The organism is Pseudomonas fakonensis (genome assembly GCF_019139895.1).
Taxonomy (GTDB): domain Bacteria; phylum Pseudomonadota; class Gammaproteobacteria; order Pseudomonadales; family Pseudomonadaceae; genus Aquipseudomonas; species Aquipseudomonas fakonensis.
This window is the reverse complement of record NZ_CP077076.1, coordinates 2,643,396-2,657,344: the sequence shown is the minus strand read 5'-3', so window position 1 is coordinate 2,657,344 and position 13,949 is coordinate 2,643,396. Positions and strand designations below refer to the sequence as shown.

General features: G+C 67.2%; 17 protein-coding genes. 1 reads left to right on the top strand and 16 read right to left on the bottom strand.

Annotated features, from left to right (window positions below; translation table 11 throughout):
- Position 1 precedes the first annotated feature (1 nt).
- Positions 2-856, bottom strand: a complete 855-nt coding sequence (locus tag KSS94_RS12000; RefSeq protein WP_217843189.1) for a LysR family transcriptional regulator — start codon at positions 854-856, stop codon at positions 2-4.
- A gap of 90 nt (positions 857-946) precedes the next feature.
- Between KSS94_RS12000 and KSS94_RS11995 the strand changes: the two genes are divergently transcribed.
- Positions 947-1,393, top strand: a complete 447-nt coding sequence (locus tag KSS94_RS11995; protein ID WP_217843188.1) for a multidrug/biocide efflux PACE transporter — start codon at positions 947-949, stop codon at positions 1,391-1,393.
- Between the two features lie 142 nt (positions 1,394-1,535).
- On the opposite strand, the gene KSS94_RS11990 is transcribed toward KSS94_RS11995, so the two are convergent.
- The 15 genes from KSS94_RS11990 to KSS94_RS11920 form a co-directional block, all read right to left on the bottom strand.
- A complete protein-coding gene (locus KSS94_RS11990; RefSeq protein ID WP_217843187.1) occupies positions 1,536-2,372 on the bottom strand; it encodes a CsgG/HfaB family protein in 837 nt (278 codons plus the stop codon).
- A 35-nt stretch (positions 2,373-2,407) separates the two neighbouring features.
- Positions 2,408-2,821: a curli assembly protein CsgF gene (locus KSS94_RS11985; RefSeq protein WP_217843186.1), complete on the bottom strand. Its 414-nt coding sequence runs from the start codon at positions 2,819-2,821 to the stop codon at positions 2,408-2,410.
- Positions 2,818-3,147, bottom strand: a complete 330-nt coding sequence (gene csgE / locus KSS94_RS11980; protein WP_264082034.1) for a curli production assembly/transport protein CsgE — start codon at positions 3,145-3,147, stop codon at positions 2,818-2,820. Before csgE ends, KSS94_RS11985 begins: the two co-directional genes overlap by 4 nt.
- Positions 3,148-3,377: 230 nt before the next feature.
- The gene (locus KSS94_RS11975; RefSeq protein WP_217843185.1) at positions 3,378-3,899 is read right to left on the bottom strand and encodes a type II secretion system GspH family protein; all 522 of its coding nucleotides are present in this window, start codon (positions 3,897-3,899) and stop codon (positions 3,378-3,380) included.
- Positions 3,874-4,251, bottom strand: coding sequence for a type II secretion system protein (locus KSS94_RS11970; RefSeq protein WP_217843184.1), 378 nt, complete (start codon positions 4,249-4,251; stop codon positions 3,874-3,876). The genes KSS94_RS11975 and KSS94_RS11970 overlap by 26 nt, the downstream gene beginning before the upstream one ends.
- Positions 4,252-4,256: 5 nt before the next feature.
- Positions 4,257-4,730 (bottom strand): type II secretion system protein, encoded by a 474-nt coding sequence (locus KSS94_RS11965; protein ID WP_217843183.1) that lies wholly within the window; start codon positions 4,728-4,730, stop codon positions 4,257-4,259.
- Positions 4,727-6,589, bottom strand: coding sequence for a secretin GspD/PilQ domain-containing protein (locus KSS94_RS11960; protein ID WP_217843182.1), 1,863 nt, complete (start codon positions 6,587-6,589; stop codon positions 4,727-4,729). The genes KSS94_RS11965 and KSS94_RS11960 overlap by 4 nt, the downstream gene beginning before the upstream one ends.
- Positions 6,586-7,092, bottom strand: coding sequence for a hypothetical protein (locus tag KSS94_RS11955; RefSeq protein ID WP_217843181.1), 507 nt, complete (start codon positions 7,090-7,092; stop codon positions 6,586-6,588). The genes KSS94_RS11960 and KSS94_RS11955 overlap by 4 nt, the downstream gene beginning before the upstream one ends.
- On the bottom strand, positions 7,092-7,643 hold the full coding sequence (locus KSS94_RS11950; protein ID WP_217843180.1) for a GspMb/PilO family protein: 552 nt from the start codon (positions 7,641-7,643) through the stop codon (positions 7,092-7,094). Before KSS94_RS11950 ends, KSS94_RS11955 begins: the two co-directional genes overlap by 1 nt.
- On the bottom strand, positions 7,630-8,172 hold the full coding sequence (locus KSS94_RS11945) for a PilN domain-containing protein (protein ID WP_217843179.1): 543 nt from the start codon (positions 8,170-8,172) through the stop codon (positions 7,630-7,632). Before KSS94_RS11945 ends, KSS94_RS11950 begins: the two co-directional genes overlap by 14 nt.
- A gap of 1 nt (position 8,173) precedes the next feature.
- Positions 8,174-8,968: a hypothetical protein gene (locus KSS94_RS11940; RefSeq protein ID WP_217843178.1), complete on the bottom strand. Its 795-nt coding sequence runs from the start codon at positions 8,966-8,968 to the stop codon at positions 8,174-8,176.
- Positions 8,949-10,679 (bottom strand): GspE/PulE family protein, encoded by a 1,731-nt coding sequence (locus KSS94_RS11935; RefSeq protein WP_217843177.1) that lies wholly within the window; start codon positions 10,677-10,679, stop codon positions 8,949-8,951. The genes KSS94_RS11940 and KSS94_RS11935 overlap by 20 nt, the downstream gene beginning before the upstream one ends.
- 60 nt (positions 10,680-10,739) lie before the next feature.
- Positions 10,740-11,273, bottom strand: coding sequence for a response regulator (locus tag KSS94_RS11930; RefSeq protein WP_217843176.1), 534 nt, complete (start codon positions 11,271-11,273; stop codon positions 10,740-10,742).
- Positions 11,274-11,513: 240 nt separating this feature from the next.
- Positions 11,514-12,152: a SurA N-terminal domain-containing protein gene (locus tag KSS94_RS11925; RefSeq protein WP_217843175.1), complete on the bottom strand. Its 639-nt coding sequence runs from the start codon at positions 12,150-12,152 to the stop codon at positions 11,514-11,516.
- 200 nt (positions 12,153-12,352) lie between these two features.
- The gene (locus tag KSS94_RS11920) at positions 12,353-13,825 is read right to left on the bottom strand and encodes an ABC transporter substrate-binding protein (RefSeq protein WP_437180011.1); all 1,473 of its coding nucleotides are present in this window, start codon (positions 13,823-13,825) and stop codon (positions 12,353-12,355) included.
- Positions 13,826-13,949: the final 124 nt, after the last annotated feature.

Sequence of the window (13,949 nt, the reverse complement as noted above, 5' to 3'; positions counted from 1 at the left end):
CTCAGCCCTCCAGCACCTGCCCAAGCAACCACTGCCCGGCCACCCCCAGCGGCGCCTTGCGCGACCAGGCCACATCGATGTCGACACTGCGCGGGTAACCCCGCACCTGCAGCTCCACCAGGTCCTTGCCAAAGCGCTCGACCATCACCCTGGGTAACTCGGCCCATCCAAAACCACGGCCAGCAAACTCCATCAAGGTCAGGTAGTCCGGCGCAGACCAGGCCTGGCTGCTGGCCGGCTCGCTGCTGCGCGCATAAGTGCGGATGAACAGCTGGCGCTCGCCCTTGAGCTGGCCCGGCGTCACCTGCGCCAACGCCGCCAGCGGGTGGCTGGCCGCCACGTACACGCCGAACTGCGCCTGCCCGGCCAGGCGCTGCGCGGCGACGTCCGCCGGGTAGCCGGGCGGCGCTGCAAGGATCGCCAGGTGCGCCTGGCCGGCCTGGACCATGTCGATGGCGTCGGCATCCTCGGCCGGCCCGCAACGCAGTTCGGTGTCGGGGAAACGCTCGGCGAAGCGGGCCACCACATCACCGAAAAAGATCAGGCTGTAGATGTCGGTGGCCACCACCGACAGCAATGGCTCGACCTGCGCCGCCAGGCGCATGGACAGGGCGTCCAGGCGTTCGCTGGCGGCGAGAATGTCGTCCACCCGTGCCAGCACCAGCCGCCCGGCCTCGTTGAGCTGCGGGTGGCGGCCGCTGCGGTCGAACAATTGGCAGCCCACGTCCGCCTCAAGGTTGGCGATGGCAATGCTGATCGTGGATTGGCTCTTGCTCAACTTGCGCGCGGCAGCCGAGAACGAGCCCAAGGCTGCAGCCTCGACAAACGCCACGAGGGATTCCGGTGAATAGCGCATGTATTGATAAAACCGATGGCTTATATGTGTTCAGTATCAATTTTATCAACGACCATGTGAAGCATCATTTGGCTCACCGCAGGTGCAATCATGCAAGGCAACCGTGTCTCCCTCACTGAACGGCTCACCCACGCCATCGGCTATGAAATCGGTGCGGTAGTACTGTCAGCCCCGGTCATGGCCTGGGTATTCGACAAGCCGATGGAAACCACCGGCGCCCTGGCGCTGGTAATCTCGCTGATCGCCATGGGCTGGAACATGGCCTACAACGCGCTGGTCGACCGCTTCGTCGCCCGGCCACGGTCGCAATGGAGCTTTGCCAACCGGCTGCTGCACGGGCTGGGGTTCGAAGGCGGAATCATCGTGCTGTGCCTGCCAGTGGCGATGTGGATGCTGGATATCGGCCTGGTCACGGCCTTCATGCTGGAGGCGGGTTTCTTCGTGTTCATCCTGCCGTACACCGTGCTGTACAACTGGGGCTTCGACAAGCTCAAGCAGCAGTTGTCGGGCAGTGGCAGCGGTGCCCGAGCCTCCTGATGCAGGGCGCCGGCCTGTTCCGGCCTCATCGCCGGCAAGCCGGCTCCTACAGGGGCCGCGCCAGTCAACGCACTGCGTAAGCCTGAAGGAGCCGGCGGCGATAGGCCGGAACAGGCCGGCCCATCTGCATCCAGCGCCCCCCTCAAGGCCCCTCATTCTGGCTCAGGTATTTATCCACCCCCGCCCCATCGCTGCCGTCCGCCACCTGCCACAAGCGCCGCTCGATCCCCTGGGCCAGCAGGTGCCCCACCGCCGCCTCGATCGCCGACAACACGCACAATTGCGCCGGCTCGTTGGTGGTGTACCCCACCTCTGCCTCGAGCAGCTTCTTGAACTCGATGAACTTGAACACCCCCGCACTGCGCCCCACCGAATAGATGGTCTTGCTGGTCATCACGTTGGCCAGCACCTGCCCGGTGCGCACATCCACCGCCCGCAGGTTCACCGTCACCTGATCCACCCGGTATTCGCGGGAGATGTCGATACCCAGGTAGCGCGCGCCCTCCCCGCCACTGCGCACGTTGGTGTCGTAGGCGATGATCCCCCCTTCGAGCATCAGGTTGGCCGCCTGCAACGGCGGCAGTTCGGCCTGGATGTTCTCTGGCACCTCGGCCTTTTTCTGCGACGCGCGGATGATCTTGCGCTCGGTCAACAGGTTCTGCAGCCCCTCGCGCTCCAGCACCACGAACCAGCCACTGGCATTGAGCGCATCCATCAGCATGCTCGCCGCCCCCTGGGTGACACTGGTGGAGAACGAACTGGCCGGGGTCGGCTTGTATTGCCCGGTCTGGTCGCGAAAACCATACACCACCGCCATCAGCCGGCCACGCGGGCGCGGCATGTTGAGCAAGTCGTAGTAGGTCGAGGCGCGCGGGGTCAGCGTGGGCGTTTCGCTGTCGTGTTCGGCCGGCATCGGCTCGCGCAGGCCGCAGCCCTGCAGGGCGGTGAGTATCAGCAAAGTGCTCAACAGGCGTTTCATGGTGGTGCTCTCCCCAGTCAACATCCGTCCCTGGCTTACAGGCCACTGACCTGGATGATCGAAATTTGCCCGGTGGCGCGGTCGGTGACCTTGATGCTCAAGGCCCCACCGTCGTCGATGACGTCGATCAGGAAGGCACTGGTGGACATGCTGCCCGTGGTGCCGTTACTGATGTTGTCCAGCAATTGCCCCAGCAACCGCGACTCCAGCTGGTTGGTGAAGCGCTCCAGGGCCGAGGTGCCGGTGAAGGCCGAAGTGCGGCTTTTCAAGTCTGGGTCGTCGTAGTCGTTCTGCGCCTGGGCGTTGTTCAGCAGCCAGGTGCCATTGAGCGGGTTGCCACCGAAGGCCGGGTTCACCGGGGTGTACACCAGTTCCGTGGCCAGGGCCTGGCCACCGAGGCCTGCAGCCAGCAGGTAGGCGGCAATGTGCCGGGGCTTGTGGGTGTTCATAGCTCGTCCCTCTCCAGGTCGGTGGTGTCCTGCAGCAGCCGTTGCAGCTTGCGCTGGACGATCTGCTGGCGCACCAGGTCGGCGGCCGCGTTGGCCTCGATGGTCAGTTGCGTGGTGTTCGGCGCCAGAAAGCGCCGGTACACCACTTCACGCTCGTACTCCACGGTCACCAGGCTGCCCCAGCGGGCATCCGGGCGTTCGCGCACCACCAGATTGAAATTCAGCTCGCTGGTGGCCCGCAGGCGGTCGCTGAAGGCGTTGTAGAAGTCGTGGCCGATGTGCGAGATGGTGTTGTCGACGATGAAGCCGGCCATCTCGTCTTCCATCGCGGCGCGGGCTGGGGCGTGCAGGGCCAGGTACAGCAGCAATGCCAGCCCGACCACTAACTGCAGGCGTAGCGCAGCCCCTGTGGGAGCGGCCTTGTGTCGCGATGGGGCGCGCAGCGGCCCCAGGGTGTCGGCATCCTGCAAAATCGCCGGGGGCTGCTGCGCAGCCCATCGCGACACAAGGCCGCTCCCACAGGTCAGCACCACCTGCCAGGTCCTTTGCAGGATACTCATGGCGCCTCCCCCTGCCCTGTGTGCTGGCGCGCCCCGGCGGCGCTTTCGCTGAACGCCTGCTCGGCGACGAACTGCCAGTCGCTATAATGCTCGACGCCCTCGAAGCTGCTCCAGGCAGCGTCAAAGCCACTGCGTTTGAGCGGCATGCTGTCGGAGCGGCTGTAGACCCCGCTGATCCGCCCGTCTTCACTGCGCGTCAGGCCCCAGTCGTCGCTGCCGGTCACAGGGTCGGGGTAGAGCCTGCGCAGGTGGCGTTGCGGCGACGGGAAACGGTCATCTTCCAGCAGGTCGGCCAGTTCCTTCGGGTACTGGGCCAGGCCCGGCGAGGCCCGGTAGTAGCTGCGCAGGGCCTGGGCGTATTGCCCGCCCACCCACAGCAACTGGCGCTCGTGCTCGCGCTGCACGGCGGTGGCCCACAGGGTACCGGTGGCGGCCAGGGCCATGCTGCTGACCGCAATCAGAAACAGCACGCCCAGGTAGGTGAAGCCGGCTTCACCAGTCGGCGTAGAGGCTGCCATCGCGCGCCCTCCCGCCTGCCCCGCTCTTGATGTCGGCAACGCTGCCGGCCACACCCTCGGGCGGCGGCACCAGTTGCCAGGCATCACGGCGTTCGGTGATCGGGTCGACCGGGGTGTTGCGCAGGTAGCGCTGGTCCACCAGCTGGTCGAGGGATTCGGGGTAATGGCCGGTGTCGCCGTAGTAATGGTCCAGCGCCTCACGCATCACCGCCAGGCTCTGGCGCAGGGTGGCCTCGCGGGAGGCTTCAAGGCTGTTGAAGTAGCGCGGCAAGGCAATGGTCATCAGCGTGGCGATGATCGCCAGCACCACCAGCAGTTCGATCAGGGTGAAGCCACGGCTGCGGGGTTTCATGGCGCTCACCATTGCCCGTAGGGGATGTTGTTCAGGCCCTTGCCACGGGCCGTGGAATACACGTCGAAGACGTCCTCGCCTTCGCGCGGGTTGTCGGCGCTGCTGTCGTAGGCGCGCAGCCCCCAGCCGCCGCCGTCGTTGCGCTTGGCCGTCAGCAGCGGGTCGTGGGGGATGCGCCGCAAAAAGTAGAACTTCGCGCCCTTGGCGCTGCGCACGTCGCGCACGCCGTCCACCAGCACCTGCAGGTTCGGCGGGTAGCCGCTGCCGTTCAGGCGCTTTTCGATGTAGCCGGCGTCGAAGGCGCGCTTGTAGGCATCGATGGCATCGCGAATCTGGTACAGCGCCTCGCGCAGCTGTTGTTCCTTGCCGCGGCGCACCACGGTTTCGGTCAGCGGCGCGGCCATGCTGGCCAGCAACCCCAGCAGCGCCAGGGTGATCACCACCTCGATCAGGCTGAAGCCGCGCTGCTTGCGGTTCATGGCTGCGCGCTCAGCGGGGCGGGCACCACGGCCATCTGGCCCTGGCCTGCCGGTGCCTGGCCACCTTCGGTCGGCACCACGGCGCCGGGGGGTGGCGGGATCAGCTGGCGCACCGACAGGGCCGACTCGGTGCCGGTGGCGAACTCCATGTCCGACGGGCTCTGGTACGGCAGGTTGCGCACGATGCGCGGGGTGATCGCCAGCACCAGCTCGGACTTGCTCATGTCGTCCTTGTTGCTGCCAAACAGCCGGCCAAGGCCGGGAATGTCGCCAAGGCCGGGGATCTTGTTGCCGCTGGCGTTGTGGTCGTTGCGCACCAGGCCCGCCAGCACCTGGGTTTCGCCGTCGTGCAGGCGCAGGCTGGTCTGGGCGTTGCGGGTGTCGACCTGGACCGGGATGGTACCTTGGCGGGTGGGCTCCAGCGGGGTGGCGTTGCTCACCTCCAGGGCAATCTTGATCGCCACTTCGTTGTTCAGGTGCACGGTAGGCTGCACCTCGAGCTTGAGGCCGACGTCCAGGTAGGTGACGCTTTCGGTGATCACCGGCCCTTGGGTGGAGGGCACCGAGGTGGCGCTGATGATCGGCACCCGCTGGCCGATGTGGATGCGCGCCTGCTCGCGGTTGCTGACGCGGATCACCGGGCTTGCCAGGGTGTTGATGTCCTTGTCCTGGGCGTTGATCTTGGCCTGGGGCGCCGGCGAGATGCTGATGCGGCTGGAGTTGATGCCGCGCAGCTGGTCGAGCACGCCCACCGGGGTGCCGTCGCTGTTGATCACACCGAAGGTGTTGGGCCATTGCAGGCCCAGGTCGAGGATGCGCGAACGGGCCACCTCCATCACCTCCACCTCCAGCACCACCTCAGGGTTGGACTGGTCCTGGGACTGCAGCAGCTTCTCGGCCATGCGCACGGCATCGGGGGTGTCGCGCATGGTCAGGGTGTTGAGGCGTTCGTCGACGAACACGTCGCGGGTCTTGAGCATGGTCTTGACCATGTTCAGCGCGGTGTTGGCGTCGATGCTGGTCAGGTAGAAGGTGCGCATGACCAGCTCTTGATAGTCCTTGGTCTTCTGCGGCGAGTCGGGGTAGATCAGCAAAGTGTTGTCGTTGACGATCTTCTGGTGCAGCTGGTTCTGCTCCAGCAGCAGCTGCACGGCATCCTCGATGCGCACTTCACGCACGAAGATGGTGGCTTTCATGTCCGGGCGCAGGTCTTTGTCGAAGATGAAGTTGATCCCCGCCACCTGGGCCAGCACCTCGAAGATGGTCTTCAGGTTGGCGTCGCGAAACTCCAGGGTGACCGGGCGTTCCAGGCGGCTGCGCAGTTGCGGGTAGGGGGTGGCGGTACGCGCCTGGACGTTCTCGATGTCGGTGCGCAGCAGCTGGCCCTTCTGGTTTTGCGGGTCCAGGCGCAGTACCTCGCGCATGTAGCGCTCGGCACCGAAAAGATCACCCTGGCGCAGCGCCGCCTGGCCCAGCGCCACGCGTTCGTCGAGGGTGCGGATCAGCTCGATCTGGCGCACGCCTTCCTGGGCGCGGCGGTTGTTCGGCTCGATGGTCAGCACCCGGCCATAGCCCATGCGGGCGCTGACGAAGTCGTGGCGGATGCGCGCGCTGTCGGCCTCGCCCAGCAGCGCCTCGACCGCCGCCTGGCGGCCATGGGCCAGGGCGATGTTCAGCTCGGTGTTGCGCGGTTCTTCGCGCAGGGCTTCTTCCAGGCGGGCGATGCCGGCCTCGTACTGGCCGTCCTGCATCAGTTCCTCGCTTTCCTCGCGTACCGGGTTGGAGTTGCACCCGGCGATGGCCACGCACAGCGCCAGCAGCAGGAACGGAGCAGGCTTGCACAACTTCGAAGGCTTCATGGTGCGCTCCCCACAGACAGGGTCTGTAGCTGGTGCAGTGGCAGGTAGACCAGGCCCAGCTCGGTGGCCGAGACATGGTCGAGGCGGTAGGTGTCTTCGATCACGTCGCCCTGGCGCACGACGTAGAGCTTTTCGCCGTCCTGCAGAAACACCTGCAGGTCGTCACGGTCGCCCAGGCGGCCGACGAACTGGAATGGCAGGGTCGGTGCGGTGGGCACGATCTCTACCGGGGTGACCTCGACCGGTTGCTCGGTGACCGTGGCCAGCACTTGCGGTGCGGTCCATTGCTGGCTGGGGAACAGGTCGCCGGGGGCCTGTTCCAGCCCTTTCGCGGGCAAGCCCGCTCCCACAGGAGCGGCGGCTGTCACGAGCTCTGTGGGAGCGGGCTTGCCCGCGAAAGCGCCCACATCGTCCTCCTGCCCGAACCAATGCCCCGGCGCCCACGCCAGCGCACCGCTGAGCCCGAGAAAACCGATCCAGATCACTGCACGTCGGCTGTTCATCACGACCTCGACAGGTAAAGGGTCATGCGCACGCGGCCGTTCAGTTCACGGTCGCCGATACGTTTGCGTTGCAGCTCCAGGTCTTCCAGCACCAGGGTCGGCAACTGGCCGAGCAGGGCCTTGAGAAAACCGCGGATCTGCGGGTAGCTGCCGCGCACCGGCAGGGTGATCTGGTAGCGCGCAAGCTGAGTCTTCGGGTCTACCCCCAGGGCGTACTCGCCGCGCGCCAGGCTGATCTGCTCGGCGCTGGCCAGGTGGTACAGGCGCTCGATCAGCTCGCTGGCCTGGGGTTGGCCGGGCAGTTGCTGGCGCAGGTCGTCCAGCGCCTGCTGCTCGGGGCGCGCGGCAAGCTTCAGCTCGCCGCGTTCCACCCGGCGCACCTGGGCGCTGGCATCGGCTTCGCTGGCGCGCAGCTCACGCACCGCTTGCCACTGCGGCAACACCCCGGCCAGCGCCACGCCCAGGGCCAGGGCTGCCACCAGCACTGCGCCGATACCAGCCCGGCCCAGGCGGGCGACGGCTTCGTGGAGGATCAGGCTAGGGACGCGCATGGCCGGTCTCCCAGGTGGCGGTCAGGTTGAAACGCACCGGGTGCTCAGGCTGGCCGGCCAGCACTTCGTGGTTGAGCAGCGACACATCCGAAAGCTCCTCGCTGCGTTCCAGGCGCTGGTGGTACTGCAGCATGGCCTCGAGGTTGCGCGCCTCGGCGCTGATGCGTACCTGGCCCTTGCGTGCATCCGGGGTCAGGCTGAGCAGCGCCACATCGTCCTGGGGCTGCGCCTCGAGCATGGCGAACAGCTGTTGCCACGGCCGTTGCAGTTGCTGCGATACATTGCGCATCTGCGCCAGGCGCTCGGCCTGCTCGCGCAGCACCGCGCTGCTTTGCGCCGCGGCGGTAGCCGGGCGGCGGCCAAGCTTGAGTTCGAGGGCATGCACGCGGGCCTCCAGGCCCAGCTGCTCGCTCACCAGTTGCTGCTGGGCCAGCACCAGCACCGCCACCACGGCGCCGCCCAGGGCCAGCAAGGCCCAGGCCAGCAGGCTGCTTTGGCGTGGCTGAAATTCCAGGTCGAGGCGGCGCATGTCAGGCCACCGCCCGCCACATGGCGCACAGCGGGTCGGGCTCGGCAGCCAGGCTGCACAGCTGTACCGCCGCCAGGCTCGAGGCCGCCTGGCGCCCAGGGGCATGCAGGTACACCCGTGGCAGCGGCTCGCCGTACAGCTCGCCGGTGCGCTCGATCAGCGCCTCGAGGGCCTGGTCGTTGTCGGCGCAGCCCTGGGCCAGCACCTGCTGCCAGTTGCCACCCGCCGCCAGCAGCAGCACGCTGCGCCGTGGCTCGGCCAGCACGAACAGGAAGTTGCCCGGCTCCAGCTGCGCCGAGCAGCGGTTGTAGGCGGCCATCAGGTACGGCTGCACCGAGCGCAGGCTCAAGCGGCGCTCCTTGCCCAGTGCCTGCAGGCCCTGCAGCAACGCCTCAGGCAGCGCGGTGGCGATGCGCGGGGCACCAGCCGGCTCCGGCGACAGGACAATCCGCCAGTCGTCCAGGGCCTGGCCATAGAGGTTCTCGAAGCAGGCCTGGGCGTAGGCGTCCAGCTCGCGCGGGTGGCCGATGGCATCGCTCCACGGCACCAGGCAGAAGCGGCTGAAGCGCGCCGACAGCAGCACCCGCAGTTGGCCGCCCTGCACCTTGTGCTCGGCCAGCAGGTTGCCCAGCGCCTCCAGCGCCGCAGCCCAGGCCGGGTGTGCAGCCTGGCAGGCGAACGCCTGGCTGCCCAGCCACTGGTGCTGCTGGCCCTGCCAGCGCCCCACCCCGACACCTTCGGCGCCCAGTACCGCGCAATAGCGGCAGGCGCCCCGATCAGACAATGAATGTGACACGGTTGATCTCCTCGAGTGTGGTGCGGCCGTTGCGGACCAGGTCCAGGGCCGAGGCGCGCAGCAGGCGCAGCCCGCGTTGGCAGGCCAGCTGCTTGATCTGCGAGAGCGGGCGGCGTTCGACGATCATCTGCCGCAGGTCGTCGTCCAGGTGCAGCAGTTCGGCGATGGCGTTACGCCCGCGGTAGCCGCTGCCGCGGCACTGGCCGCAGCCCTGGGCGCGGACGAACTGCCAGCCGCTGACCGCTTCGCGGGTAAGGCCCGAGGCGGCCAGCAGCTCATCGTCCACCTCGCAAGGCACCGCGCAGTGGGTGCAGGCCAGGCGCACCAGGCGCTGGGCCAGCACGGCGTTGAGCGCCGAGACGAAGCTGTAGGGGTCGACCTGCATCTGGCTGAAGCGGCCGATCACGTCGAACACGTTGTTGGCGTGGATGGTGGTGAACACCAGGTGCCCGGTGAGCGCCGACTGCACGGCGATCTGCGCGGTGTCCGGGTCGCGGATTTCACCCACCAGGATCTTGTCCGGGTCGTGGCGCAGGATCGAGCGCAGGCCGCGGGCGAAGGTCAGGCCCTTTTTCTCGTTGACCGGAATCTGCAGCACCCCGGGTAACTGGTACTCCACCGGGTCCTCGATGGTGATGATCTTGTCCACGCCATGGTTGATCTCGCTGAGCATGGCGTACAGCGTGGTGGTCTTGCCGCTGCCGGTGGGGCCGGTGACCAGGATCATTCCGTAGGGCTCGCTGGCCAGCCGGCGCAGGGCGCGCAGGGTGTGCTCCTCGAAACCCAGGGCCTGCAGCTGCAGGCCGCTGACCTGGTCGGTGAGGTCCTGCTTGTCGAGCACCCGCAGCACCGCGTCTTCACCGAAGATGCTGGGCATGATCGACACCCGGAAGTCGATCTGCCGCTCGCCGATGGCCACCTTGAAGCGGCCATCCTGGGGCACGCGTTTTTCGCCGATATCCAGCTCGGCCATGACCTTGATGCGCGAGATCACCTGCTCGGCGAACTCGTTGCCGCTGGCTTTGCCGGCACCGTTGAGCACGCCGTCGATGCGGTACTTGATGGTCAGGCCCTGGCCGGTCATGCCCAGGTGAATATCGCTGGCATGCAGCTTGAGGGCGTCGTACAGGGTCGAGTTGACCAGCTTGACCACCCGGCTCTGGTCCTCGCTGATGCTGGTCAGCGACAGGCGTTGCAAGGCATCGCCCTGGGCGCTGACCTCAGTGCCATGGTCGAGGGCGTCGACGGCGTGGAAGCTTTCTTCGTGGCGGGCCAGGTAGGCGGCAAGGTCGGCGGCGTGCGCCAGGTACAGCGGCGCGCCTTGCAGGCAGTCGTCGATCCAGGCCAGGCGGGCACTGTCGAAGGGGTCGGCGAACACGCCGATCAGCTCGCCGGCGTGCTCCACCAGGGCGAACTCGCGTTTCAGGCACTGGGCCAGGCTCACCTGGGCGAAGGCCGGGGTGCTGGCGAACAGCGCCTGGGTGTCGAGCAGCGGGTAATGCAGGGTGGCGGCCAGGCGCTGGGTGAAGATGGCCGGGGCGTCGCAGGACAGGCGTTCGAGGCAGTCCAGCAGGCGTTCTTCACCGGCTTGCAGGCGGGCCTGGGTCAGCAGGTCACGGGGGTAGGCCTGTGTGGGCGGCCAGGCAACCTCGGTAGCAGCCGGCTTGCCGGCGATGAGGCCCTCAGCACAAACGTCGATTGCCTGGGACATGGCCTGCGACTCCGCTCAGGGGCGCGTCGCAGGCTCTGAAGGGAGGGGCCGCGGGCGCCGCTATTCCCCGGTGAGCAGTTGCTCGTCGTCAGGCTCTGCCGGTGTGTCGCCGTTACGTCGGCGGTCGGCCAGTACCCAGCTGCCATCGAACAACTGCAAGGGGAACGATTGGTTCCTGTTCTGGCGTCGCTCGACAAAGCCCTCTGCCGGGCGGTCCGTGGCCCTGCGCTGGCGCTCTATGCCCATCAGGTCGAAGGTCGCGCGGGCCAGTTCCATCAACGGGAACGGCTTGAACAGGACATGGCTCACCCCAAGTTCGGCGGCCCGCTCCCGTACCTCGGCGGTAGGGTGGGCGGTAATCAGCACGAAATGGCACTGCCTGTTCCTGCGCACAGTCTCCAGAACCTGAAACCCCTCCATGTCGGGCAAGCGGTAATCCAGCACGATCACGTCCGGTGCAAAGTGTTCAGCCAGGCTGATTCCGCTGGCACCGTCGTGGGCAACCTGGACCTCCAGGCCTTGCGCCTGCAAATACGCCTGCAGGTTCTGCGCAAGGGTCTGTTCGTCGTCGACCACCAATACTCTGTTCACCAAGGTCCGCTCCCATGAACTGCCCGGTTTCCCGGTCTGCGAAGTGCGGCCTTGTACAGGCTTGAGCAGGCTTCGTGCCAGGCATGAAGGGTTACCGCATAGCGCATTCAAGTTGTTGATATTGCTTGATACTTTGCAAAGCCCAAAGGCAGCGCCACAGGCCGTTCCCCACAAGCGGGGAAACTGATGGCACTTTGCCCATGGGTGCATTCCCCACTAGTGGGGAAAGCCCCGCTGCAGCGCTCAGTCGATGCGCTCCACTGTAGCGGATTCCCGCAAACGTTGGCGGGCCGACTGCCGCGCCTGGGCCTGCTGGTGTGCCAGCAACAGCTCCCGGGCCAAGGCCAGGGGTGTTTGCGTTGAGACTGAAGTGTTATCACTTTGGTTCTGTCTTTGTGCAAGGTTTTCTCGGTTGGCCTGGTAGAACGCCTGCACCTCGTCATCCGTCGGCGGTGCGACTTCGCTCAGCCGCGCATAGGCTTGTTGCGCGGCCAGTTCGTGACGGGTGTACTCGACGAACCCGACCCGGTCGAAACCCGCCGCCTCCAGCCGCCGCTCGAACAGCGCCGGGCTTGCGAATGCCGCCTCCACTTCGGCTACCTGCGCCGCTACCTGAGCGTCATCGACCACGATGCCCAGGCGCTGCGCAGCCTGCCACAGCAGCTCCTTGTCGATCAGCTCGTCCAGCGCCTGCTCGCGCAGGCGCCGGTAAAGCTGCGGGTTGCGGATGCTGGTCACTGCCCGGCCCTGGGCCTGCAGGTACTCGCTGAAGTAATGCTCCAGGCGCAGTACGCCGATGGCCACACCGTTGACCCGGGCCACGGGCATGTCGGCGTGGCAAAGCGGGGCCAGCATCAGCAGGCAAAGCAGCCATGTACGCATCGCGGTTCTCCAAGTGAGGCAAGCTCAGCCGTGGAACTGATCGAGCACCCTCTGTGCAGGAGTGGCCTCGTGTCGCGACAGGGCTGCGCAGCAGCCCCGGCGGTTTTGCATGATGCCGAGATCCTGGGCCCGCTGCGCGTGCCTTTCGCGACACAAGGCCGCGCCTACAGGAGGTGGGGCGCCTACACAAAATCCTTTCACTATGGAAGCTCCGGCACCGCCCGGTACGGCGCCACCTCGGTGAAGCCCGGCCCCGGCAGGCTCACCTGCACCACATGGGCACCTGCCAGCCCCTGCCGGCGCCCGGGGCCGAAGCCCAAGGCCGGGGTCAACCCGGTATCGACGCCATGCAACTGCTCAAGCGCTGCAACCAGCCCCTCGCGGCTGGCGTCGCGCCCAACCTGTCGCAGCGCTTCGACCAGCAATTGCCAGGCACACAGCGTGCTCACCTGCAACGCCGCCTGGCGTCCATCCAGCCCCTGGCGCTGGCGTATCCCCTGCAACGCCTCGCGGCCTGGTGCACGCCAGTCCGAGGGGGCGAAGGGATAGGCCAACAGCAGACGCTGCGACCAGTGCGCCGACAACCCCGGCAGCGCGCTGGTCACCTGCGCCGAGGCGGCCAGCAGGTAGGGTTGGCGCCCTTCGCGCTCGAGTGCTGTGGCAAGCTCGGCGAACGCCCGGGGGCTACCGAGAAATACGATGCCCTCGCCCGCCACCGCCCTGCCCTCGAAGGGCTGCGCTGGCGGCGGGTTGAAGCCAATTTGCCGCATGCGCTCGAGCAGCATTCCGGCAGCGATGGCTTGATCCTGCCCGGCGAACACCACCTGCAGGCGTTGCAGGCCCAACCCTTCGCGGGCATGCATGGCCACGCTCAGCAATTGCTCGTGCAGCGCCGGCAACGGGTCGAACACCTGCGGCCCGCCACCGTCCAGCGGCGTGGCGCCCACCAGCGGCAAGCCCTGGCTCGCCAATGCGCCACTGTCGAGCCAGGGGGCCAGCGGCGCCACCAGGGTGAACACCTGGCGCTGCGCCAGGGCGGCCAGGGCCTGGGAGGTGCTGGCCGCGCTCGTGCCCGGGTCTGCCACTTGCAGTTCCACCCGCCGCCCGTGCAGACCGCCCTGGCGGTTGAGCTGTTCGATACCGTCTTCCAGCACTGCCCGCACCACCCGCCCGGCCTCGGCCAAGGGGCCACTCTCGGGCAGCAGCGTGCCCAGGCGCAGCACCTGGTCTTCCAGCCCCGGGTCGCGCTCATCGGCCAGGCGCTTGAGGTAGGCCGTGAGGTTGCGCTGGTCGGCCAGGGTCAGGTCGAAGCGTGGCATGGCCGGGTCAAGCCGGTTGCCGGCGGGGTCGACCCCGCTGCGAATCGCCTTGGCCAGGCTGGCTGCGGTGTAAGCCGGGTAGCGGCGGCCGTTGATCTGGCGCTCGCCCTGCCCCAGCGCCAGGCGCTGCCAGTACAGGCTCGGCGGGCGCACGCCGCCTTCGGGGCGACCGCTGCCATCGCGGCCGTGGCAACTGGCGCACGGCAGCACACTGGCCGGCACGCGGATGCCGCTGGGGCCGACCTGGGCCTGCAACTGCGCGTCACTGCTGGACAGGCCTTGGCGGTACAGACGCTGGCCGGCTTGCTCCTGCTCGGTGAGGGTCAGGGCTTGGGTTGAGGTACACAGCAACAGCAGCGCCAGAAGCAGCCCCGCTCTCATAGAAAAATCTACAACGTATTGATTTAACACGGTCCCTGTGGGAAGCAGCCTTGTGTCGCGATGGGGCGCAAAGCGGCCCCAGGGCCTCGGCCTCAGG

Excerpts from the sequence above, each read along its gene's own strand:
- KSS94_RS12000 (WP_217843189.1), bottom strand. The coding sequence starts at position 856 with ATGCGCTATTCACCGGAATCCCTCGTGGCGTTTGTCGAGGCTGCAGCC.
- KSS94_RS11995 (WP_217843188.1), top strand. The coding sequence starts at position 947 with ATGCAAGGCAACCGTGTCTCCCTCACTGAACGGCTCACCCACGCCATC.
- KSS94_RS11990 (WP_217843187.1), bottom strand. The coding sequence starts at position 2,372 with ATGAAACGCCTGTTGAGCACTTTGCTGATACTCACCGCCCTGCAGGGC.
- KSS94_RS11985 (WP_217843186.1), bottom strand. The coding sequence starts at position 2,821 with ATGAACACCCACAAGCCCCGGCACATTGCCGCCTACCTGCTGGCTGCA.
- csgE (WP_264082034.1), bottom strand. The coding sequence starts at position 3,147 with ATGGAAGACGAGATGGCCGGCTTCATCGTCGACAACACCATCTCGCAC.
- KSS94_RS11975 (WP_217843185.1), bottom strand. The coding sequence starts at position 3,899 with ATGGCAGCCTCTACGCCGACTGGTGAAGCCGGCTTCACCTACCTGGGC.
- KSS94_RS11970 (WP_217843184.1), bottom strand. The coding sequence starts at position 4,251 with ATGAAACCCCGCAGCCGTGGCTTCACCCTGATCGAACTGCTGGTGGTG.
- KSS94_RS11965 (WP_217843183.1), bottom strand. The coding sequence starts at position 4,730 with ATGAACCGCAAGCAGCGCGGCTTCAGCCTGATCGAGGTGGTGATCACC.
- KSS94_RS11960 (WP_217843182.1), bottom strand. The coding sequence starts at position 6,589 with ATGAAGCCTTCGAAGTTGTGCAAGCCTGCTCCGTTCCTGCTGCTGGCG.
- KSS94_RS11955 (WP_217843181.1), bottom strand. The coding sequence starts at position 7,092 with ATGAACAGCCGACGTGCAGTGATCTGGATCGGTTTTCTCGGGCTCAGC.
- KSS94_RS11950 (WP_217843180.1), bottom strand. The coding sequence starts at position 7,643 with ATGCGCGTCCCTAGCCTGATCCTCCACGAAGCCGTCGCCCGCCTGGGC.
- KSS94_RS11945 (WP_217843179.1), bottom strand. The coding sequence starts at position 8,172 with ATGCGCCGCCTCGACCTGGAATTTCAGCCACGCCAAAGCAGCCTGCTG.
- KSS94_RS11935 (WP_217843177.1), bottom strand. The coding sequence starts at position 10,679 with ATGTCCCAGGCAATCGACGTTTGTGCTGAGGGCCTCATCGCCGGCAAG.
- KSS94_RS11925 (WP_217843175.1), bottom strand. The coding sequence starts at position 12,152 with ATGCGTACATGGCTGCTTTGCCTGCTGATGCTGGCCCCGCTTTGCCAC.